The sequence below is a fragment of the Shinella kummerowiae genome, from assembly GCF_009827055.1.
GTDB lineage: Bacteria > Pseudomonadota > Alphaproteobacteria > Rhizobiales > Rhizobiaceae > Shinella > Shinella kummerowiae.
On the sequence record NZ_WUMK01000005.1, the window covers coordinates 335,627 to 356,076 of the forward strand.

The 20,450-nt window shown below is 63.5% G+C and carries 17 protein-coding genes and 1 pseudogene; 11 read left to right on the forward strand and 7 right to left on the reverse strand.

What is annotated here, in order from left to right:
* The first annotated feature begins 9 nt into the window (after nt 1–9).
* The 3 genes and pseudogenes from GR138_RS15250 (at nt 10) to GR138_RS15260 (ending at nt 4,382) form a co-directional block, all read left to right on the forward strand.
* A pseudogene (locus GR138_RS15250) lies at nt 10–1,696 on the forward strand (ABC transporter permease).
* Nucleotides 1,684–2,715, forward strand: coding sequence for an ATP-binding cassette domain-containing protein (locus tag GR138_RS15255; protein ID WP_160860096.1), 1,032 nt, complete (start codon nt 1,684–1,686; stop codon nt 2,713–2,715). Before GR138_RS15250 ends, GR138_RS15255 begins: the two are co-directional and overlap by 13 nt.
* A 176-nt stretch (nt 2,716–2,891) precedes the next feature.
* Entirely contained in the window at nt 2,892–4,382 is a 1,491-nt protein-coding gene (locus GR138_RS15260) for a phospholipase D-like domain-containing protein (protein ID WP_338091102.1), read from the forward strand.
* On the opposite strand, the gene GR138_RS15265 is transcribed toward GR138_RS15260, so the two are convergent.
* Entirely contained in the window at nt 4,280–5,212 is a 933-nt protein-coding gene (locus tag GR138_RS15265) for a lysylphosphatidylglycerol synthase domain-containing protein (protein ID WP_160860097.1), read from the reverse strand. The two genes, GR138_RS15260 and GR138_RS15265, sit on opposite strands and share 103 nt — an antisense overlap.
* A gap of 87 nt (nt 5,213–5,299) precedes the next feature.
* Between GR138_RS15265 and GR138_RS15270 the strand changes: the two genes are divergently transcribed.
* From GR138_RS15270 to GR138_RS15280, 3 genes are all read left to right on the forward strand, one after another.
* Nucleotides 5,300–6,025, forward strand: a complete 726-nt coding sequence (locus GR138_RS15270) for an endonuclease/exonuclease/phosphatase family protein (RefSeq protein WP_160860098.1) — start codon at nt 5,300–5,302, stop codon at nt 6,023–6,025.
* Between the two features lie 74 nt (nt 6,026–6,099).
* On the forward strand, nt 6,100–6,309 hold the full coding sequence (locus tag GR138_RS15275; protein ID WP_160860099.1) for a hypothetical protein: 210 nt from the start codon (nt 6,100–6,102) through the stop codon (nt 6,307–6,309).
* Nucleotides 6,310–6,359: 50 nt separating this feature from the next.
* Complete coding sequence (locus GR138_RS15280) at nt 6,360–6,551, forward strand: DUF3008 family protein (RefSeq protein WP_160860100.1); 192 nt, start codon at nt 6,360–6,362, stop codon at nt 6,549–6,551.
* A gap of 68 nt (nt 6,552–6,619) precedes the next feature.
* Here GR138_RS15280 and GR138_RS15285 read toward each other — a convergent pair whose 3' ends face one another.
* The 5 genes from GR138_RS15285 to GR138_RS15305 form a co-directional block, all read right to left on the reverse strand.
* Nucleotides 6,620–8,074, reverse strand: a complete 1,455-nt coding sequence (locus tag GR138_RS15285; RefSeq protein ID WP_160860275.1) for an NAD-dependent succinate-semialdehyde dehydrogenase — start codon at nt 8,072–8,074, stop codon at nt 6,620–6,622.
* 153 nt (nt 8,075–8,227) lie between these two features.
* Nucleotides 8,228–9,517, reverse strand: coding sequence for a tetratricopeptide repeat protein (locus GR138_RS15290; protein WP_160860101.1), 1,290 nt, complete (start codon nt 9,515–9,517; stop codon nt 8,228–8,230).
* 156 nt (nt 9,518–9,673) lie between these two features.
* Nucleotides 9,674–11,344 carry a metallophosphoesterase family protein gene (locus tag GR138_RS15295; RefSeq protein ID WP_160860102.1) on the reverse strand — a complete coding sequence of 557 codons (1,671 nt, stop codon included), beginning with the start codon at nt 11,342–11,344 and terminating at the stop codon, nt 9,674–9,676.
* Nucleotides 11,345–11,349: 5 nt separating this feature from the next.
* On the reverse strand, nt 11,350–11,835 hold the full coding sequence (locus GR138_RS15300; protein ID WP_160860103.1) for a class I SAM-dependent methyltransferase: 486 nt from the start codon (nt 11,833–11,835) through the stop codon (nt 11,350–11,352).
* Nucleotides 11,836–11,837: 2 nt separating this feature from the next.
* A complete protein-coding gene (locus GR138_RS15305) occupies nt 11,838–13,181 on the reverse strand; it encodes a nucleotide sugar dehydrogenase (RefSeq protein WP_160860104.1) in 1,344 nt (447 codons plus the stop codon).
* A gap of 168 nt (nt 13,182–13,349) precedes the next feature.
* Between GR138_RS15305 and GR138_RS15310 the strand changes: the two genes are divergently transcribed.
* The 3 genes from GR138_RS15310 (at nt 13,350) to GR138_RS15320 (ending at nt 17,456) form a co-directional block, all read left to right on the forward strand.
* Nucleotides 13,350–14,450 carry a glycosyltransferase family 4 protein gene (locus GR138_RS15310; RefSeq protein ID WP_160860105.1) on the forward strand — a complete coding sequence of 367 codons (1,101 nt, stop codon included), beginning with the start codon at nt 13,350–13,352 and terminating at the stop codon, nt 14,448–14,450.
* Nucleotides 14,447–15,184 (forward strand): polysaccharide deacetylase family protein, encoded by a 738-nt coding sequence (locus GR138_RS15315; protein ID WP_160860106.1) that lies wholly within the window; start codon nt 14,447–14,449, stop codon nt 15,182–15,184. Before GR138_RS15310 ends, GR138_RS15315 begins: the two co-directional genes overlap by 4 nt.
* A gap of 262 nt (nt 15,185–15,446) precedes the next feature.
* The gene (locus tag GR138_RS15320) at nt 15,447–17,456 is read left to right on the forward strand and encodes a putative bifunctional diguanylate cyclase/phosphodiesterase (RefSeq protein ID WP_160860107.1); all 2,010 of its coding nucleotides are present in this window, start codon (nt 15,447–15,449) and stop codon (nt 17,454–17,456) included.
* 33 nt (nt 17,457–17,489) lie between these two features.
* Here GR138_RS15320 and GR138_RS15325 read toward each other — a convergent pair whose 3' ends face one another.
* Entirely contained in the window at nt 17,490–18,152 is a 663-nt protein-coding gene (locus tag GR138_RS15325; protein ID WP_160860108.1) for a GntR family transcriptional regulator, read from the reverse strand.
* Nucleotides 18,153–18,397: 245 nt separating this feature from the next.
* On the opposite strand from GR138_RS15325, the gene GR138_RS15330 reads away from it, so the two are divergent.
* Together GR138_RS15330 and GR138_RS15335 are read left to right on the forward strand one after the other, a co-directional pair.
* A complete protein-coding gene (locus GR138_RS15330; protein WP_160860109.1) occupies nt 18,398–19,663 on the forward strand; it encodes an NRAMP family divalent metal transporter in 1,266 nt (421 codons plus the stop codon).
* A gap of 17 nt (nt 19,664–19,680) precedes the next feature.
* On the forward strand, nt 19,681–20,448 hold the full coding sequence (locus tag GR138_RS15335) for a LamB/YcsF family protein (protein ID WP_160860110.1): 768 nt from the start codon (nt 19,681–19,683) through the stop codon (nt 20,446–20,448).
* Nucleotides 20,449–20,450 lie beyond the last annotated feature (2 nt).

The following is a 20,450-nucleotide window of genomic DNA, read 5'->3' on the forward strand; positions in this document are numbered from 1 at the left end:
CGGCCTTCCATGCACGGATATGTTCGTCCGGGAAACAGCCAGCCGGCCTGGCTGTTTCCGCTTATCGTCGGCGTCGTCCTCGTCCTCAGCGTGCTGCCGCTTGCGCGGCTCGCCGTGACGGGTATCGGCGCCTTTGCGGGGGGCGGCGCGTTTGCCGTGCTCACCGACCGCACCCTCTGGTCGGCGACCTATTACACGCTGGTCACCGCCCTCTTCGGAACCATCATCTCGCTCGTGATCGGGGCGTTCTTTGCCTTCGTGCTGACGCTCACGGACGTGCCAGCGAGGGGGCCGTTCAGCTTTCTGTTCGTTCTGCCGATGATGATCCCGCCCCAGGTGACGGCACTTGCGTGGGTGCAGATGTCCGGCCCGTCTAGCCCGCTGCTCAAGGCGCTGCACATCGCCCCGCCGCTCGGCTCGCCGCAGCCGCTCTATTCGGTCGGCGGCATCGCGCTGCTTTATGGCGTGCAGCACGCGCCGCTCGTCTATCTCGCGCTGAGAGCCGGGCTGCTGGTCATCCCGCGCGATGGCATCGAGGCGGCGCGGCTGTCCGGGGCATCGGCGCTGCGCACCTTCCGCGATATCTTGCTGCCATTGGCGTTGCCCGGCATGATCGCGGGCGCGGCGGTGGCCTTCGTCTCGTGCATCGGCAATTTCGGCATTCCGGCGATCCTCGGCATACCGGCCTCGATCTATACGCTGGCGACGCTGATCTTCACCAAGTTCGCCGCCTTCACGAACCAGACCTTCGGCGAGGTCGCCGTGCTTTCCGGCGTCATCGCGCTGATTGCCGTGGCAGGGCTTAACGTGCAGGAACGGGCGTTGGGCGGCCGTGATTACCGCATCCTCGGCCAGTCCGGTGCCGCGACCTCCTTCCAGATCGGACCTTGGAAACTCGTCCTGGTCCCCCTGCTTCTGGTCGCGCTCTTCATGCTGGTCGCACCCTTCCTCGCGCTGGTCGCCGGCGCGCTGGTCCCGGCCTTCGCCGTTGACCTTCGAGACCCTGTCGTTCCATGCCTTCGAGGAGGTTCTGCTGCGGCAGGTCGTGACGCGCACCGCCTTCGCCAATTCGGTTTTCCTCGCCGCAGTCACGGCGGGTGGTTTGCTTTGCCTGTCGGTTCTTGCCGGCTATGTGCTGACGCGTCGTCGCGATGCCGCCGCGCGCCTCGTCGCAAGCCTGATCGAAATTCCCTATGCGCTGCCCGGCATCATCATCGCCGTCGCCTTCATCCTTGTTTTCGCCGCGCCGCTGCCGGTCATCAACGTCACGCTCTACGGCACGATCTGGATCATCCTTCTCGCCTATTTTGCGAGCTTCTTCGCCGTCAGCCTCAAGCCGGTCGTCAGCGCCTATCGGCAGCTCGATCCGGGGCTGGAAGAGGCGGCACGGCTTGCCGGCGCTAGTTTCCTCCGGCGCCTCATCGATGTTCTCCTGCCGCTTGTGGCGCCCGCTGCCGGTGCATCGGTCATTCTCGTTTTCCTCATCGCCTGCAACGAGTTGACGGTGTCGGCGCTGCTCTGGTCGGCCGGCACGCAGACGTTGGGTGTCGTCATCTACAATCTCGATGACAGCGGCAGCTCCGATCTTGCCTCGGCGCTGTCGGTGCTCGTGGTCGTCATGGTCGTTGTCATGATGCTGCTGCTCGAACTGATGGCGAAATACCTGCCGAGAGGGGTCGTGCCGTGGCGAAGCTGATCCTCAACAATGTCAGCAAGGATTTCGGCACGGGCCGGCCGGCGGTGAGCGGCCTTTCGCTGGAGGTGCGCGAGGGGGGCTTCCTGGCGCTGCTCGGTCCTTCCGGCTGCGGCAAGACCACCGTGCTGCGCATGATCGCCGGCTTCGAGGCGCCGAGCGACGGGGCGATCTATCTCGGCGAGCGGCTTCTTGCCGATTCCGAAAAATCCCTGCCGCCGGAACGGCGTAACATGGCCATGGTGTTCCAGTCCTATGCGCTCTGGCCGCATATGACCGTCGCTGAAAATGTCGGTTATCCGCTGAAGGTGCGCGGCGTGTCGAAAGACATCCACCGTGCGAGAATAGGCGAAGCACTCGATACCGTCCGGCTCGCGGACTACGCCGATCGACGACCGGCGGACCTGTCCGGCGGCCAGCGGCAGCGGGTGGCACTCGCCCGCTGCCTCGTCACCCAGCCGGACGTGGTGCTGCTCGATGAGCCGCTCGCCAATCTCGACCGGCATCTCCGGCAGGAAATGGAAGAGACCTTTCGCGACTTCCACCGGCGTTCAGGCGCGACGATGGTCTATGTCACGCACGATCAGAGCGAAGCCATGGCGCTCGCGACGGACATTGCCGTCATGTCGCATGGAAAGCTTCTGCAGGTTGCGCCGCCGGAAGAAATCTATGCCCGGCCGGAGGGCAGGCTCGTCGGTGGCCTCATCGGCCGTGGCGCCATTCTGTCGCTTGCCCTCCCGGATGGGGCGCCAAGAAAAATCGACTGGCAGGCTTTGCGTGAAGGCCTCGACAAGCCATCGCCCGCCGACAGACCGATGGCTGACGTTCTCGTTCGGCCGGAGGATGTCCATCTGTCGGGAGAGGGGCTTGCTGCGCGCATCCGCGCCTCGCTCTATGAGGGCGAGCGATACAGCCTGACCCTGGAACTCGACGACGGCCAGACCCTGCGCGCTTTCAGCCGTCATCGGCCGCAAATCGATGAACCGACGCGGGTGACGATCACCGGCGCCTGGCGGCTGTAGCAAACGCCTGCCATCTGTAAGGCCCACCGGAACCAAAGGCGTTCCCGGGAATTTCTGCGCGCAGTGATTGATCTTATCAGGCAAGGCGGCAGATCGTGCGAAATGAAGGCTATCCGTTACACGTCCAGGCAGATCCGCACTCTCCGATCATCCGGCCGGGACGGAACGCGTGGCGCGTGGCGAAAGCCGATCGCCTCAGCGTTCTTGTCGATGGCGAAGCCTATTTCCGGACACTGGAAGCTGTTCTGCAGCAGGCACGCAACGAGATCTGGATCGTCGGCTGGGACTTCAATCCGGATATCCCGGTCCGCCCTGGCGAACCGCAATCGCCAACGCTCGGCGCCTTCCTGCTCAGGCTTGTCGAAGAACGACCTGACCTGACCATTCGCGTGCTGGTCTGGGCGATGGGGCCGATCTATTCCGGCAAGTCGCTGAAGATGTTCCGCAAGCGGCGCTGGTCCTCTCATCCGCGCATCAGGCTCGCGTTCGATAGCCGCCACCCGATCCGTGGCTCCCACCACCAGAAGTTTGTCGTGGTCGACGACCGCGTTGCCTTTGTCGGCGGCATCGACCTGACGGCGAAGCGCTGGGACACCAGCGACCACACGGTTGACGACCCGCGCCGTACCATGCCCTCGGGTGAGCGTTACGAGCCCGTGCATGATATGCAGATGGCAATGGATGGCGAGGCGGCGCGGCTGGCCGGCGAGATCGCGCGCCGGCGTTGGCTGCAGGCCACGGACGAGACCGTGCCGGCTTGCGCGGGGCAGAGTGCCGCGAGCCTCGATGATCTTCCCGCCGACATGACGAATACCAGTATCGCCTTTGCCCGCACCGAGCCGGCTATCCGCGGGCGTCCAGCCGCGCGGGAGGCCATGAACCTCACCCTTGCCGCTCTCTCGGCGGCGCGGCGGCACATCTACATCGAAAGCCAGTATTTTGCCTCCAAGCGGATTTGCGACCTGCTGTGCGAAAAACTTGCCGACCCTGCCGGACCGGAGGTCGTCGTTATCTCGACACTCAGTTCGCACGGCACCATCGAGCGGCTCGTGCTCGGTGCTAACCGCGACCGCTTCATCCGACGGCTCAGCCAGTGTGACAAACATGGTCGCCTGCGTGCCTTCTATCCCGTCGTGCCCAAGCCGGATGGGACAGAGCAGGAGATCATCATCCACTCGAAAACCATCGTGGTGGACGACGTGTTCCTGCGTGTCGGCTCCTCCAATCTCAACCAGCGCAGCGAGGGGCTGGACACGGAACTCGACGTGGCGGTCGAGGCGCGGACGGATGCGGAGCGCGCGCGCATCGTCGCCTTGCGCGACCGGTTCGTGGCGGAACATCTCGATGTGGAACCCGGCGTATTCGCGGCCGCTGTCCGCGCGCAAGCATCTCTTGTGCAGGCGATCGATGCGTTCAATACGCGTGAGCGCGGCCTGAGGCCCTTCCGGCAGGCCGAGGGCGAAGGCGCCGTCGATCCGGTTTATGGGACCGGGCTGGTCGACCCGCTCGCACCCTGGTGGCCTCTCTTCGCATGGCCGCGCTCATTGCGCGCCTTCTTGCGGCGTCAGCTCGGACTATCGCGCAGGCCGGCTTCGTCCTTCGATCCGAGCAAGGCTTCGCTTGCCAGCAGCAAGACGAGCCCCAGCGGCAGCGGGATGAAGAAGTAGACGACACGAAAAGCGATCAGCGCGCCGATCGACGCGGAACTCCCGAGCAGAAAGGCGATCGCCGCCTCCAGGACGCCGATCCCGCCCGGTACGTGGCTGACAAGCGCCGTCAGATTGCCGACGACATAGGCTGCGGTGGTTTCCATATAACCCGCAGCACCACCAAGGAGCTGGTGCAGGCAGGCCGCGACGAAGGCAAAGTTGATGGTTCCCACACAAACCTGCAGGGCGGCGAGTTGCGGCTTCGGCAGGGCAAAGCGCCAGCCTCTGACTTTCACTTCGCCGCGCACGAAAGCGGCGAGCACCAGGTATCCGGCGCTCACGGCAAGGCAGCCGAGGCCGAGTGCGATGGACCCCACCGTTCCGAACCCGGCGACCTTGCCGGCGGTTCCCGGAAGCAGGAGCAGGCATAGCCCCGCAAGCGTGATCAGGCCCAGACCGACCGTGACGCCGCAGAAGACGATCAGCTTGGCGATCTCTTCGGCATTCAGCCCCCAGCGCGCATAGAAGCGGTAGCGCACCGCACCGCTGCTGAGGGCGGCAACGCCAACATTGTGGCCGATCGACAGGCCGGTGAAGGAGGCAAGTGCTGCGCGTGGATAGGAGAGCGGTTTGCCGACGTAACGCAATGCCAGGAAATCGAAGAGCGTCAGACAGAGATAGGAACAGGCCGCAAAGGCGAGTGCCAGGGCCATGTTCGTCCGGGGAATGGCGGCGATCGAAGCCTGGATATCCTGCCACGAATGCTGGCTCAACGCCCGATACACCAGATAGCCGGCAACAAGAACGGCGCAGGCGACGAAGGCGTGCAGCAGGTGCGTGCGTTTCATTCGGTCTCTCTTTCCTCGCTTGATGGGTCGGGAACGAAAATGAGGCTTTCCGTGTTCCACTGGCGGTAATCGATTGAAAGGAAAGGCATGGGCAAGCTCCTGAGGATCGCGACCTACAACGTACACAGCTGCTTCGGCACTGATCGCAAGCTCGACCCGGCGCGGATCGCTGCGGTGATCGCGGAATGCGAGGCGGACATCGTCGCGCTGCAGGAGGTCGACGTGTCGCGCGCCCGCAGCGGCGGCATCGACCAGGCGCAGACGATTGCCGGGCACCTGCAAATGATGTCGCATTTTCACCCCGCACTTCATCTGGAGGAGGAGCGCTATGGCGACGCGCTTCTGACCGCGCTTCCGACACGTCTCGTCAAGGCGGACGGTCTGCCGTCGCGCGGCGAGCCGCGCGGCGCGCTCTGGGTTGAGGTGCCGGTCGAGGCGGTAAAGCTGCAGATTTTCGTCACCCATCTCGGCCTCCTCGGTGCCGAGCGCGTGCGGCAGACCGAGGCCCTGATCGGGCCGGGTTGGCTCGGTGCCCCGATGCCGGAGGAGGCGCGTGTCGTGCTCGCGGGGGATATGAACGCCGTCGCGCGCTCGGCCTCCTACCGCATGGTGGCGCGCCGGCTGCGCGACGTGCAGGTCGAAGCGGGCGGCAGGCCGCGGCCGACATTCCCCTCCCGCCTGCCGCTCCTGCGGATCGATCACCTGTTCGTTGGCGAGGGGATCCGCGTGAACGGAGCCTTCGTGCATGACAGCCCGCTTGCCCGCCGCGCCTCCGATCACCTGCCGCTTTGCGCCGATCTGGAAATCGCCTAGCGGACAAATCGGGGCGGACAGGGAACTTCAGCCCGTCGACGCGATTTTATCATTTGCGTTGAAGGGAGGCGAAGATGGAAAGCCAATCGGATGTCCAGCTGCATTTCGATGTCTTGAGTTGCCGGGCGCTGCTGTGCTGCGCGGGCAAGGAATATATCCTGCCGGATACCTATCCGAGCCGGGAAGCGGCCCATGCTGCGGCACAGGCATTCGTCCGCGAAACGCTTGGGTTGACGGATGGCCGCGACCTCTCCAACGGCGATGTCGCGATCTGGCTGCGGTGAAGGCGCTCTCTCAGGAGCGGCACTTTCGGTCGTCAACAGGAGGTTCGGCTATGCCGGCAAAATCAAAAGCCCAGCAGAAGGCTGCGGGCGCTGCTCTGGCGGCAAAACGCGGTGACATGAAGAAGAGCGATTTTAAAGGTGCCTCGAAGGGCATGGAAAAATCCATGTCCGAAGATCAGCTTGAGGACTTGGCATCGACGAAACGCAAGGGCAAGCCCGAGCACGTATCGAAAACCGATTGACGCCTGCCGCAAAGCTGCGGCAGACGGCAAATGCTGGGCAGGTGCAGGGTGGTGGGTGGAAAGCCTGCTCAGATGCCGCCCATGCAGAGGTATTTCATTTCCAGATAGTCCTCCAGCCCGTGGCGAGAACCCTCGCGGCCGATGCCCGACTGTTTCATGCCGCCGAACGGAGCTGCTTCTGAGGACATACGACCGGTATTGATGCCAACCATGCCATATTCCAGCGCTTCCGCCACCCGCCAGACCCGGCTGAGATTCGACGCGTAAAAATAGGCGGCGAGACCATAGATCGTGTCATTCGCTTCACGCACGACCTGGTCGGCATCGTCAAAGCGGATGATCGGCGCCAGCGGACCGAACGTCTCTTCCTGCGCCACCCGCATCGTGTGGGATATGCCTGTCAGCACGGTCGGAGCATAGAAGGTGCCCACCCCGTCGATCCGCCGGCCACCGCAGCGAATGCTTCCGCCCTTCTCGACCGCGTCGGCGACATGCGCCTCGATCTTGGCGCGGGCCCGCGTGTCGATCAGCGGACCGATCGCGACGCCCGCCTCGAAACCATCGCCGACGGAAAGCGTTTCGACGCGTTCGGTGAATTTCCGCGCAAATTCGTCATGGACGCCGGACTGGACATAGAGCCGGTTGGCGGAGACGCAGGTCTGGCCGGCATTGCGGAACTTGGCCTGGATCGCGCCATCCACGGCGGCATCCACGTCCGCATCGTCGAAGACGATGAAAGGCGCATTGCCGCCGAGTTCCAGGCTGAGCTTCTTCACCTGGTCGGAACATTGGCGCATGAGAAGCCGCCCCACTTCCGTCGAGCCGGTGAAGCTGATCTTGCGAACCTTCGGGTGCGAGCAGAGTTCCCGTCCGACGACGTCGCCATCGGAGGCATAGATCAGGTTGACCACGCCGGGCGGAAAGCCCGCCCGCTCGGCGAGGGCGAACATGGCGCCCGCCACCAGCGGCGTCTGCTCGGCAGGCTTCAGCACGACCGTGCAGCCGGCCGCCAGCGCCGGCGAGATCTTGCGGGCCACCATCGATGCCGGGAAATTCCAAGGTGTGATCGCACCGACGACGCCGATCGGCTGCTTGATGACAAGCATGCGGCGATCGCGCGAGGGCGCGGGGATCGTTTCGCCATAGATGCGGTTTGCCTCTTCGGCATACCATTGCAGATAGGCGGCGGCGTGGGAGACCTCGGATTTCGCCTCCGCGAGCGGCTTGCCCATCTCGGCGGTCAGGATGGTGGCGAGATCATCGGTGTGGCGCACGATCAACTGGTGCCAGCGCCACAGCGTGTCCGAACGCTCGCGGGCGGTCTGCGCGGCCCATTCGGTCTGTGCTTCGGATGCCCGCTCGATCGCGGCGCGTGTTTCGTCCACGCCCATGTCCGGAAGTTCTGCCAGCAGTTCACCCGTTGCGGGGTTAAAGACCTCGAACGTTTCCCGGTTCGCGGGTCTGCCAAGCCAGGCGGCATCGGCGATGCGTTCGAACAGGCCCGGCTCGGCGAGCCGGCGCATAAGATTGTCTGACAGAGTCACGTCGTATCCTCCCGGCTGTCCGGCTCTTACCTTCGGGAGCTACAGCTGAATTCTTCGCCGGACAATGCCCGACGTTCATCTCGGCAGGGAAGGGGGCGAATTGTCACCGGCACAAATCACAGGCGGAAGCGTCTATTGCGCCGTCTTGCTTCTGATCTCCTGCAGCAGATCCCGTGCCTTGTAGAAGTTGGGACTGCGGCCAAGAACATGCTCCAGATCCGCCACGGCCTTGTCGATTTGCCCCGTTTCCCGCAAGGCGACGGCGCGGCCGTAATAGGTTTCCTCGTCGTCGAGCTTCAGGTCGATAACCGTATTGAAGTCTGCAATCGCCCGATCGTATTCCTTCATGGCGAGGAAAACGATGGCGCGATTCTGTTGGGCGCTTCTTTGTCTCGGGTCGAGTTGAAGGGCGCGGTCGAAATCTGTCAGCGCCTTCTCCAGCTTACCGTCCCGGCGATAGATTTCCCCGCGATTGTTGTAGTGGTCGGCATGGTTCGGGTTGAGTTCGATGGATTTGTCCAGATCGACAAACGCGCCGTCGAAGTCGCCGAGGCGATATCGCACGAAGCCGCGGCCGGAGAGGGCCACGTCATCCTTTGGGTTCAGGGCCAGAGCCTTGTCCAGATGCTCCAGCGCGGGCTTGTTGTCATCCAGTTCGGCATGGCTGACGCCGAGGTTGCGCTGGTATTCCGCGCTATCGGGGTCGAGCTCGACCGCCCTTTTGAAGTCGATGATCGCGCGGGCAAAATCACCCCTTGCGGCATGGGAGGTGCCGCGCAGGTTGTACCACGGCGCCTGCGTGCCATCGAGCTGGATCGCTTTGTCGAGATCGGCGATAGCACGATCGATCTCCCCTTTGCTGATCCATGCCGAGCCCCGGCTCTGCAAGCTCTCGGCGCGCTGCGGTTCAAGGCGCAGCGCTTCGTCGAAATCGGCAATCGCCCGGTCGAACTGCTTTTTCATCGCGTAGGCCGTGCCGCGTGATGTATAGGCGTTGGCCGTGGGCTTACGCCTGATCACGTCGTCAAAGTCGGCAATGCCCTTGTCGAGCACACCGAACCGGATGTGAGCGACCCCACGTCCCTGGTAGCTCTCCACCAGCCCGGGATCGAGCTTCAGCGACATGTCGAAATCAGCGATGGATCGGCCGAAATCACCCGCCTGGAGATAGGCCCTGGCGCGATTCTGGTAGGCGATTGCATTGTTGGGAAAAATCTCGATGACCGTGGTGAAATCGGCCGCCGCCTGCTCGGCTCGCCCCGCAAACAGATGAGCCAGGCCACGATTGTTGTAGGAAATGGGGTTGGTGGGGTCGAGTCGGATCGCTCTGTCGAGGTTCTCGATCGTTTCGATCGGCTTACTGCCACTCAGGCTGTCCTGCGCTCTAGCAGGGGTGAGGCAAGCCGCCATCAGAACGATCATCGCGCCAAACACAGCTTTCATCGTCAGACCCTGTCAACCAGTCGCCGGGGCGGCAAATCTAGACAGACAGAGTGTTGAGCGCGACCCCGTTTCGACGAAAGGGCTCGCACAGACGCTGAGCGGCAAAACCGAATGTGGACCGCTCGTCGCCGCGTTCTAGGACTTATGGGAAAACCCGTCTCGCGCGGCGCGCTCCAGACTGCGTCCCAGGACCCCGAGAAAGATCGCGAAGAATCCTTTTGGCTCGTGCGGTGCGGAGGCGTGCAGGTCGCCGTAAACCTGTGCAAGGAACCGGTAACATGCCAGCTTCCGGGCGGAAATATAGCCCGGTGCCTGCGCCGGGGATTGGCGAAGAGAATACCAATCGGCGACCAGATCCAGCATCGCGGAATCCCGTAGCAAGGCGGGATTGACGCCGAATGCCGATGCCTGTTCGTCGACAGTGCCTGCCGCGCCATCCGCCATCAGCAGACAAAAATCCCATAGCGACATGCCCTTCACACGCGCTGCCATTTCCGGAGGCCATTCTTTCGGCAGATAGCGCCGAACGGTCAGGGAATGCATGTGGCGATAGAGGAAATCTCCGTAAGTATTCGCCTCCAAGGCCGAATCCACCTCCGCATCGGAGTGGTGATGCTCTGCGCAATACAGCGAAACAAGGTCCGTATCGAGGGTCTCGCCGGAGAGCGACACGCTCTCGACCGTGGGTGTTGCGTCCGCTGTCTCGACGACAACGAAGCCGGCCGGAAAGGCAACGAGCGAGGGTACGGCGATGTTGGTGAACCTGCGGCCCGCCACATCAAGCCGGGAGCTGGCCTCGACATGCAGATGGCCGCTGAAATGCAACGCGATACCCGCCGTCGCGAGCGTTTCCGCGACCTGGCGATGGGGTGTGCGCTTTGCGACATTCGTCTCGCCGAACAGCGTCATTTCGCTTCCCGTATCATCCTCGAAGGGGTCGATCGCCGGGTAATGCGAGAAGGCGAGCAGTTGTTTGCCCTGCTTTTTCGCCCGCTGCGCGACATCCGCGATCCAGTCGAGAAGGTAGGGTTTGACGCGCAGCAGCGCGTTCCAGCCGGCATCGGAACTGTCGAGGAAAGCCTTCTTGCGGGCGATGTCGCGTCTGCCGTTGCGCGGCTCGAAGACGTTGGCGTCGATCATCAGCAGCCAGAGACCGTCTTCCGGTTCGACCAGATAGGAGGCGTCCATCAGCCGGCGTACGGTCTGCCCGTCGGCAGAGACAAGGTCGTGCTGGCGACGATCCGGGTCGTCGCTTTCGCCGAAGGGTGTTTCCCAGTGCAGATAGCCGGGCTGGCGGTAGTAGCCGAAATCCCGCATGGCCTCGAGGCCGGCAGGCACGCCATCGCAGTACATTTTTGGCGTGACGACCGGCCGACCGGGATCGGCTACCGCTTTTCCGGCATCGCTCGTGACCAGCGTCGTGCCACCGGAGGAATCGACGTAGCGGGTGTCGCGGTGTTTGCCGAGCGGCCCGAAGACGTCGTGGTTGCCCGGCGTGGCATAGAAGGATAGCCCATGCAGGGCGCGGTAGTGCGCCAGCAGGCGGACGAGGCTTGCCGTGGTCTCGCGCTGGCCGTCGTCGGTATAGTCGCCGAGCAGCACGACATGGCGGACACGCTTGGCGACCACCCGGTCGAGGGCAGCCTTGAGGGCCGCGAAACTCTCGTTGAAAACCCGCGTCGAGCCGGCCGTGTCCGCCCAGGTCCTGACCGTCAGTTTGCGGCCATTCACCGAAATCCCGGCGAAATCGTAGTCGCCCTCAATATCGTGGAAATGGGCGTCCGCGATGACGGCGACGGCCGGCATGGCCTTCAGGGCCTTCTGCGGTAGAGGAAGTAGCGGCGGCTGTCGACGGTGGCGGGAACCGGTAGCGGCTCCAGCGCCGCATGGTCGAGTGGCAGGCCGCTGATGGCGATGCCGCCCGTTGCGAGCGCCCGGCTGACGATATCCGGCAGCCAGGTCAGGGTGACGGCGTCCTTGTCGTCATAGCCCGTGCCGATATCGGCATGGGCGAGTGCTGCGGCACCATCAGCATAGGCTTCGGCGGTTTGCGCGATCTCGCCGAGGATCAGATCGCCCGGCTCCGGCATCGAGGACGAATGCGCTCCGAGCGCCCGGTCGAAGGCGATGATCCGCCGGCCCGGGAATTTTTCACGCAGGTGATCGAACGTGCGGCCATTGCCGAGACCGATCTCCAGAATGACCCCATCGGCCGGAAGCGGCAGCGTTTCGCTGACATGGTTGATGACGTCGCGCTGCGCCGACATGCGGCGGATGAAGCTTTCCAGGCGGCTCATGACTATGCCTTGATGATCGCGTCGCCGGCGATATCGCGGCGCGCGAAGACGTTGCGGGTGTCGATGATCAGGTCGCTCCATGCGGCGAGCGCCGCGTAGTCGACGCTGTCATGATCGGTGGCGATGAGCACGGCATCGAAGGACCGGACCGTTTCCTCGCTCCAGACAATCGAGGGGCGTCCCTTGAAGGCGCCATATTCGCGCGTCGGCGGTATTTCCGGCACATAGGGGTCGTAGTAGTCGACCGAGCCGCCCCGCTCCTCGATCAGTTCGATCAGCTTGAGTGACGGGCTTTCGCGGATGTCGGGCACGTTCTTCTTGTAGGCGAGGCCGATAACCAGCACTTTCGAGCGGCTCAGCGCCTTGCCCAGACGCCTGTCGAGCGCTTCGGCAAGCTTGCCGACCACATGACGAGGCATGGCCGAGTTGATCTCGCCAGCAAGCTCGATGAAGCGGGTTGGCAGTTCGTAGGCACGCGATGCCCAGGTCAGGTAGAAGGGGTCGATCGGAATGCAATGCCCGCCAAGGCCGGGTCCGGGATAAAACGGCATGTAGCCGAAGGGTTTCGAGCTTGCCGCATCGACCACCTCCCAGATGTCGATGCCCATCGCCTCGTAGATGACCTTGAGTTCGTTCACCAGCGCGATATTGACCGCACGAAAGACGTTTTCCGTCAGCTTCACAGCTTCGGCGGTGGCGGTGGACGAGACAGGCACGATGGTCTTGACGACCGCGCCGTAGAAGGCGGCCACGAGCGTCTGCGCTTCCGCACCGTCGCCGGCGATGACTTTCGGGATGGTCGAGGTCTGGAATTCCCGGTTGCCGGGGTCTTCCCGCTCCGGCGAGAAACCGAGGAAGAAGTCTTCGCCTGATTTCAGGCCGCCGGCCTCCAGCGTGCGGCGGACGAGGCCGTCGGTCGTGCCGGGATAGGTGGTCGATTCCAATACAATGAGCTGGCCGCGCCGCAGCGTGCGGGCGATGTCTTGGCACGTCTTCTCGACGAAGCTCATGTCGGGGTCGCGATGGTGGGTCAATGGCGTCGGCACGCAGATGGCGATGACGTCGCAATCGGCAAGCCTGCAAAAATCGGAGGTCGCGCCGAATCGACCGGCCCGGTGTTCTTCGGCGAGAATGTCGCTCGGAACCGCTTCGATATAGCTGCGGCCGGCGTCGATCGCGACGATCTTGCCGGGATCGATGTCGAAGCCACTCACTGTGAACCCGGCCCGCGCGACCGTAATGCCGAGCGGCAATCCGACATAGCCGAGGCCGATAACGCCGATATGTGCCTCACGCGACTGGATACGTGCAAGCAGCGTTTCATAAGCATGCAAGGCTGTTGGCATCCGTACTCCGCGCTCATATACAGGATCGGCGAGTTCAGATGGGAGAGTTTGCCCCGCCTGTCAAGCCTCGCAGGGATAGGTGATATTGCGTCTCGGCTGCGTGGCGCCAGCCGTGCGGGCGCCGATGGCGCTCCCTCGACGCACGCGAAAACAAGGCCGCCGGCATTCATGAAGATTGCGTTCTATGCCCCGTTGAAATCGCCGGAACACCCTGTTCCATCGGGGGATCGCCTGATGGCGCGGCAGATCATCGCCTGCTTGCGGCGCGCCGGTCATGAGGTCGAGCTGGCCTCGGAGCTTCGCGCTTTGCTGGCCGACAGCGCGGACGAGGCGGGTTATGCGGCCCTGCAAAGCCGTGCGGAGGGGGAAATCGTCCGGCTTTCAGCTCGTTGGCGGGACGAAGGCGTGCCGGATCTCTGGTTCTGCTACCACCTCTACTACAAGGCGCCCGACCTGCTCGGGCCAGCGCTCTGCAAGACCTTCGGCCTGCCCTACGTCACGGTCGAGGCGTCCTATTCGCATCGCCGGAACATCGGCATATGGCGCGACATGCAGGCGAGGGTGCTGGACGCGATACGCGGCGCCACCGTCAATATCGGTCTGACGGCCCGGGACATGCAGGGGATTTCCGAGGTGGCGCCGGACGCGGCGATAGCCCCGTTGAAGCCCTTCATCGATGACGGAATTTTTACCGGAAATGTGGCGAGCCCCGAGCCGTACCATCTCGTCACCGTCGCCATGATGCGCCCCGGCGACAAGATGGAGAGTTATCGTGCACTCGCGGCAAGCCTGCGGCAGATCACGGACCTGCCCTGGAGGCTGTCGGTGGTTGGAGACGGGCCGGCGCGGGGCGATGTCATGGCGCTGTTTGCGGGTTTTGCCGGGAGTCGCATCGAATGGCTTGGGCAGAAACAGCCCAGCGATGTGGCAAAAATCCTCGCGAGAGGCGCGCTCTATGTCTGGCCGGGATGTGGCGAGGCCTATGGGCTTGCCTATCTCGAAGCCCAGGCCGCCGGCCTTCCCGTCGTGGCCTGGGCGACGGCAGGCGTGCCTGAAGTCGTCGAGAACGGCGTCAGCGGCCTGTTGACGGCACACGGCGATCATGCGGCCTATGCCGCGGCGATCCGGGCGCTTCTCTGCGACGAACAGAAGCGTCGGCACATGGCCGAGGATGCGCGTGGCCGCGTCGTCAACGCGCACTCACTTTCTGCCGCGACCCAAACGCTCGACGCCATCCTTCGACGCCATATTGGAGAGCGCAAACAATGACGACAGCAGCCATCCGATCCCTGCGGGGCGAAATCGCGCGGCGCGCGGATATCGGCAAGCCACTGCGCCTCTGGCTGCGTGACGACGATGCAATCGAACCCACCGCGGCGCTTGACCGTCTGCTCGCCCTGACGGCTAAACATAGGGTGCCGGTGCTGTTCGCCGTCATTCCAGCGCTCACGGGCGAAGCGCTTTCGCGTCGGCTGGCGGATGAGGGCCATGTGTCCGTTGCCGTTCATGGCTGGTCGCATCAAAATCACGCGTCTTCCGGCGAGAAGAACCAGGAACTCGGCATTCACCGGCCCTCGGAACAGGTTCTCGCCGAACTTCGCGCGGGCCTCAAAATCCTGAGCACGCTTCATGCCGGGCGTTTTGTGCCGATGCTCGTCCCGCCATGGAACCGCATTGCCCCTGCCGTCGTCGCTGGCCTGCCTGATCTCGGCTTTGCGGCTCTGTCTGTCTTCGGCCCGGAGAAGCCAGCGCCGCTGAAGGTGCTGAATACGCATGTCGATATCATCGATTGGCGCGGCACGCGGGGCGGCCGGCCGGTCGCAGAGGTGATCGCCAATCTCATCGGCGTCTCGCAGTCACACGCGGGGCCGATCGGCGTGCTGACACATCACCTCGTGCATGACAGTGCTGCTTGGGACTCGATGGCGATGCTTTTCGAAACGACAGCGGAGCAAGCGGGGTGTGCATGGCACTCCGCCGGAGATCTGCTTGCACAGGAGTGAGTATTTTTGAACCGCTTCCAATGGAAAAACGGCGAACATGATGCATTCTTCTGGTTGTATTAGTATTTTTATTACCCTCTCGTGCTCCAATCATCGTGCAAGAGCGATGGTCCTGCAGCCGACGCCGCGGCCGCCATCGCAAGAATTGAATCGCAAGGCAGGTACGGACCTTGGACAGGACGACAGCGATTACCACCGGTGAGGGGCGCGCCATGAGAGTCAGGCTGTTTCGATGGCCGGCCAGCCAGGCGCCGTATCCCGGATGAAACACATTCCCAGAACACGTCTTCACCTGATCGCCGTCGCCTGGCCCTTCATCCTCATCGTTCTCCTTCAGACCGCACTTGCGACATTCAGCCTGCAGGTCACTTCATCGTTGCGCGCTTTCGTGACCGGGGAAAGCCTCTGGTCGAAGGGCCAGCATGACGCGCTCTACTATCTCAATCGTTATGCCGAATCCGGCAATCGTGCGTTTGTCACCCGCTTCCATCAGGCCATTGCGATCCCGCTCGGCGACCGCGAGGCGCGGCTGGCATTGGAGGCCGATCCGCCGGATACCAGGGCGGCCTTCGCCGGCTTCCTCAAGGGCGGCAATCATCCGGACGATATACCGAATGTGATCTGGCTGTTTCGCTATTTTCGCTGGCTGCCGGTCATGGCGGATTGCATCGATGACTGGCGCACGGCGGAAGGTGCGTTGATGCAACTTCTGCCGATCGGCGAGGCGGTGGACGCGGCCAGCCATATCAGCGAGGCCGACCGGCGCGACATCGTGCGGCAACTCGACGAGATCAATGTCCTCGTCACACCGCTCACCAAGCGGTTCTCGGACCGCCTCGGCGAGGGCACGCGACAGGTGCAGACCGTGCTGCTTGCCAGCAATCTGGCAATGGCGCTAGTGTTCATCCTGCTCACGGTCTGGCGCTTAAACAGCTTTCTCGTCCATCGGCGCGATATCGAGGCAAGGCTGTCCCACAGCGCCCACCATGATGATCTCACCGGCCTGCCGAACCGCCGGCTCTTCGAGGAAAGCCTCGGCCGCGCACTCGACGGATCGAGCACGCGCCATGCGCTGATGTTCATCGACCTCGACCAGTTCAAGGCGGTGAACGACAATGGCGGGCACGCGGCGGGTGACGAATTGCTGCGGCGCGTATCGCGCGACCTTGGCAAGGCAATCCGCGGCACGGACCTGCTTGCCCGGCTCGGCGGCGACGAGTTCGGTATCGTCTTGCCGCATTGCGCGCCGGAAGACGCCCTACGCATCGCCATGCGCCTGCGCGAAATCACAGAGGCGATCGACTTCGTCTGGAATGGGCACCGCTATGCGATCAGCGCCAGTGTCGGCGTGGTCCATCTCGGTGAGCACACCTACACACTGCAGGAGGCGCTCCGCGCCGCCGACATTGCCTGCTACATGGCCAAGGAGAAGGGCCGCAACCGCGTCCACGTCTATGAGACGACGGACGCCGCGCAGACCCAGTTTGCCGCCAATCTCAACTGGGTGCAGCGCCTGCATCGCGCGCTGGAGGAAGACCGCTTTCTGCTGTTCTCCCAGCCGATTGCCTCGCTTGACGCCGGCAAGGAGCGACAGGATCATTGCGAAATCCTGCTCCGGCTGGAGGAAGACGGCAAACTTCTGGCGCCCGGCGCCTTTATTCCCGCCGCCGAACGATTCGGCCTCATGCCGGCCATCGACCGCTGGGTCGTCAGCCACGCGCTCGACATCATCGGACGGCGCAAGGGAGCGGTTTCCGGCACCTATTCCGTCAATCTCAGCGGTCTGACGCTGAAGGACGAGACGTTCCTGCCGTTCCTGCGCGAGGTACTGAAGCGCAGCCATGTCCCGGCCGAGGTGCTCTGCTTCGAGATCACCGAGACCAGCGCCATCGAAAATCTCGACGAGGCGATCGCCTTCATGAACGCGATGCGTGCCGTGGGCTGCCGCTTCGCACTCGATGATTTCGGCGTCGGCATGTCCTCGCTCACCTACCTGAAACGCCTGCCGGTCGACTATGTGAAGATCGACGGCAGCTTCGTGCGCGACATGCTGACGGACAAGGCGGACTGGATGACCGTGGAGATGATCAACCAGATCTCGCATCTCGCCGGCCGCAAGACGATCGCCGAATTCGTCGAGAATGCGGAAATCCGCAAAGCGCTTTGCGTCATCGGCGTCGACTATGCGCAGGGCTACTTCATCGGCCGTCCTACGCCCTTCCAGGCGGATGAGGCGGTCGTCGTGCCGCTTCGCCGCGCCGATGTGGCTTAGCGGAAACACCGCCTTTCAAGAGGATAGCACGCGCTACGCCTGGTCGGATGCGCGCTCCAAAGCCTTCAGCATCGTCCGCTCGGCAAGGTTCAGATAGGTCTCCATCTGCGCGGCCGCCTCGTGCGGCTTGTCCTGTTCGAGCAGCGCCACGATGGCGCCGTTCATGTCGACGAAGGGGGAGTGCAGGTGCTCCGGATCGTTGAGCAGCCCGAAGCAGAGACGCAGTTCCGCTGAAACCCGTTCGTAGAATTCGTTGAGTCGCACGCTGTCGGACAGGTCGATGATGGCGGTGTGGAATGTCATGTTGGCGCTGCCGACACCGATCCAGTCACCCTGTTCGCGCTGGCGTTGCGCCCGATTGACAGCATCCCGCATCACCTTGATTGCCGGGTGCTGCTGCCAGGCCTGGCGCAGCGCACCGCATTCCAGCATGCGCCGCACGCGATAGATGTCGATGATGGAGGCCATGGTGGGCACGGCGACGAAGACGCCGCGATTGGCCTCGTGGCGCAACAGCCCATCCTTGGTCAGCAGGCGAAAAGCCTCGCGCAGCGAGTTGCGCGAGACGTCGAAACGCTCGCTGAATGCCGCCTCGGACAGTCGCTGGCCGGGAGCAAGCTCGCCCGAGATCAGGAGCGTGCGAATGCGCCGCGCCAACCGGTCCGCAAGGGGCAGGCCATCTCCGTCGTCGGTCATTCCGTTCTCCCCGGCTGCGGCGTGCTATTGTCGAACCGCCCGCTCTTCACGGTTGCCTTAGCACGGATGCGGGGACAATGGAGGTGAAATTTGCCGCCAATTCCACGCTATGTGATTGGTAATAAGGCAGGAATGAGGAACGATACAGAAATATTGTTGAACAATATTGACATTTTTGTGTAGCGGTTCATCATTCGGTCATGAAACACCCGCGAGGGGCGGGTGAGTGAGAGCGGAGAAATCTCATGCAACAGAATGCAGCAGCGCCTGCCGGCCAGGGTGTGGTCGCGCAGGGCCTTCACACCGTTAAATCCCGTCGTTCGGCGCTTATCGCCGCAATCTTCCTGATGGCGACCAGCGCCATCGGCCCCGGCTTCATCACGCAGACGGCGACCTTCACGACGAAGCTGGGTGCGGCCTTCGCCTTCGGCATTCTGGCCTCCATCCTCATCGATTTCGTCGTGCAGTTGAACATCTGGCGCATCGTCACGCTGACGCGCATGCGCGCCTCCGACGTCGCCAATGCCGCCATTCCCGGCTCCGGCTACTTGCTCGCCATCCTCGTCATCGTCGGCGGCCTGTTCTTCAACATCGGCAATATCGGCGGCACGGGTCTTGGCCTCAATGCGGTTTTCGGCCTCGATCCGAAGATCGGTGGCGCCCTCAGCGCTGTCTTCTCCATCGGCATCTTCCTGTCGAAGCGCGCCGGCCTCGCCGTCGACCGCTTCATCATTTTTGCCGGCATCCTGATGATCGTACTGACGCTGTACGTCGCCTTCATCTCTGGTCCGCCGGTCGGCGACGCCCTGTTCCAGACCGTGCTGCCCGCCACCATCGATTTTGCCGCGATCACTACCATCGTCGGCGGCACGGTCGGCGGTTACATCACCTATTCCGGCGCGCATCGCCTGCTTGACCGCGGCATGGTCGGCGTCGAGAACCTGCCCGCCGTCAACCGTGCTGCACTCACCGGCATCGCCGTCACCGGCTTGATGCGCTACGTGCTCTTCCTCGCCATCCTTGGTGTGGTCGCAAGCGGCGTCATCATCGACACCGCCAGCCAGGCCGCAAACCCGGCCGCCCAGGCCTTCCAGTCCGCCGCTGGCGATGTCGGCCTGCGCCTGTTCGGCATCATCTTCTGGGCCGCAGCCATCACCAGCGTTATCGGCGCCGCCTATACGTCTGTCTCCTTCATCACCGTGTTCAAGCAGGACATCAGCGACCACGCCCGCAACATGGCGACGGTGGTCTTCATCGCCATCTCGCTCGTCGCCTATCTGCTGATGACGACACCGCCGGCCGCCATGCTTGTCTTCGTCGGCGGCCTCAACGGTCTCATCCTGCCGATCGGCCTCAGCATCTTCCTCTTCGCCGCCTGGAAGCGCGAAGACCTGATGGGTGGTTACCACTACCCGCGCTGGCTGCTGGCGCTTGGTGTCCTGGTCTGCCTGCTCACGTGGTATATGGGTTACAAGTCGGCAGGCACGATCTTCGGCTTGCTCGGTCTCTAAGAAAGGGAGGGAGGACCATGGTAGCGATCGATCTCAACAGCGATCTCGGCGAAAGCTACGGTGCCTGGCGCATGGGCGACGACGCGGCGATGCTCGCCGTCGTCTCCTCCGCCAACATCGCCTGCGGTTTCCATGCGGGTGATCCGGCCGGCATCTACCGTACGGTGAAGGCCGCCGCCGGGAACGGTGTGGTCATCGGTGCCCATGTCTCCTATCCCGACCGCGTCGGCTTCGGTCGGCGCGCCCTGGATGCCACCGCCGAAGAGCTGATCGCCGACGTGATCTACCAGATCGGTGCCATCAAGGGCATCGCTGCCGCGGCCGGTACAACCGTGCGCTACGTCAAGCCGCACGGCGCGCTCTACAACCGCATCGCCCATGATGCCAAGCAGGGGCAGGCGGTGATCGACGGCATCAAGGCCGTCGATCCATCGCTGATCCTGATGGGCCTCGCGAACGCGCCGATCCTCGATCTTGCACGCAAATCGGGCCTCGCCGTCGTCGCGGAAGCCTTTGCCGACCGCGCCTACACGCCGAAGGGTGAACTGGTTTCCCGTCGGGAAGCCGGTGCGGTGCTGCACGACGAGGCGGTAATCGCCGACCGCATGGTGCAGCTTGCCCGGGACGGCACGCTGGAAGCCATCGATGGCAGCACGATCTGTGTCGAGGCGCAGTCGATCTGCGTGCATGGCGACAGCCCTGGCGCGGTTTCGATCGCCCAGGAAATCCGTCGCCGTTTCGAAGCGGAAGGCATCGCCATCCGTTCCTTCGCCGACAAGGCTTGAGG

Bases quoted from the DNA above. Each gene is read 5' to 3' on its own strand.
- GR138_RS15265 (WP_160860097.1), bottom strand. From the start codon at position 5,212: ATGAAACGCACGCACCTGCTGCACGCCTTCGTCGCCTGCGCCGTTCTT.
- GR138_RS15270 (WP_160860098.1), top strand. From the start codon at position 5,300: ATGGGCAAGCTCCTGAGGATCGCGACCTACAACGTACACAGCTGCTTC.
- GR138_RS15275 (WP_160860099.1), top strand. From the start codon at position 6,100: ATGGAAAGCCAATCGGATGTCCAGCTGCATTTCGATGTCTTGAGTTGC.
- GR138_RS15280 (WP_160860100.1), top strand. From the start codon at position 6,360: ATGCCGGCAAAATCAAAAGCCCAGCAGAAGGCTGCGGGCGCTGCTCTG.
- GR138_RS15285 (WP_160860275.1), bottom strand. From the start codon at position 8,074: ATGCGCCGGCTCGCCGAGCCGGGCCTGTTCGAACGCATCGCCGATGCC.
- GR138_RS15290 (WP_160860101.1), bottom strand. From the start codon at position 9,517: ATGATCGTTCTGATGGCGGCTTGCCTCACCCCTGCTAGAGCGCAGGAC.
- GR138_RS15295 (WP_160860102.1), bottom strand. From the start codon at position 11,344: ATGCCGGCCGTCGCCGTCATCGCGGACGCCCATTTCCACGATATTGAG.
- GR138_RS15300 (WP_160860103.1), bottom strand. From the start codon at position 11,835: ATGAGCCGCCTGGAAAGCTTCATCCGCCGCATGTCGGCGCAGCGCGAC.
- GR138_RS15305 (WP_160860104.1), bottom strand. From the start codon at position 13,181: ATGCCAACAGCCTTGCATGCTTATGAAACGCTGCTTGCACGTATCCAG.
- GR138_RS15310 (WP_160860105.1), top strand. From the start codon at position 13,350: ATGAAGATTGCGTTCTATGCCCCGTTGAAATCGCCGGAACACCCTGTT.
- GR138_RS15315 (WP_160860106.1), top strand. From the start codon at position 14,447: ATGACGACAGCAGCCATCCGATCCCTGCGGGGCGAAATCGCGCGGCGC.
- GR138_RS15320 (WP_160860107.1), top strand. From the start codon at position 15,447: ATGAAACACATTCCCAGAACACGTCTTCACCTGATCGCCGTCGCCTGG.
- GR138_RS15325 (WP_160860108.1), bottom strand. From the start codon at position 18,152: ATGACCGACGACGGAGATGGCCTGCCCCTTGCGGACCGGTTGGCGCGG.
- GR138_RS15330 (WP_160860109.1), top strand. From the start codon at position 18,398: ATGCAACAGAATGCAGCAGCGCCTGCCGGCCAGGGTGTGGTCGCGCAG.
- GR138_RS15335 (WP_160860110.1), top strand. From the start codon at position 19,681: ATGGTAGCGATCGATCTCAACAGCGATCTCGGCGAAAGCTACGGTGCC.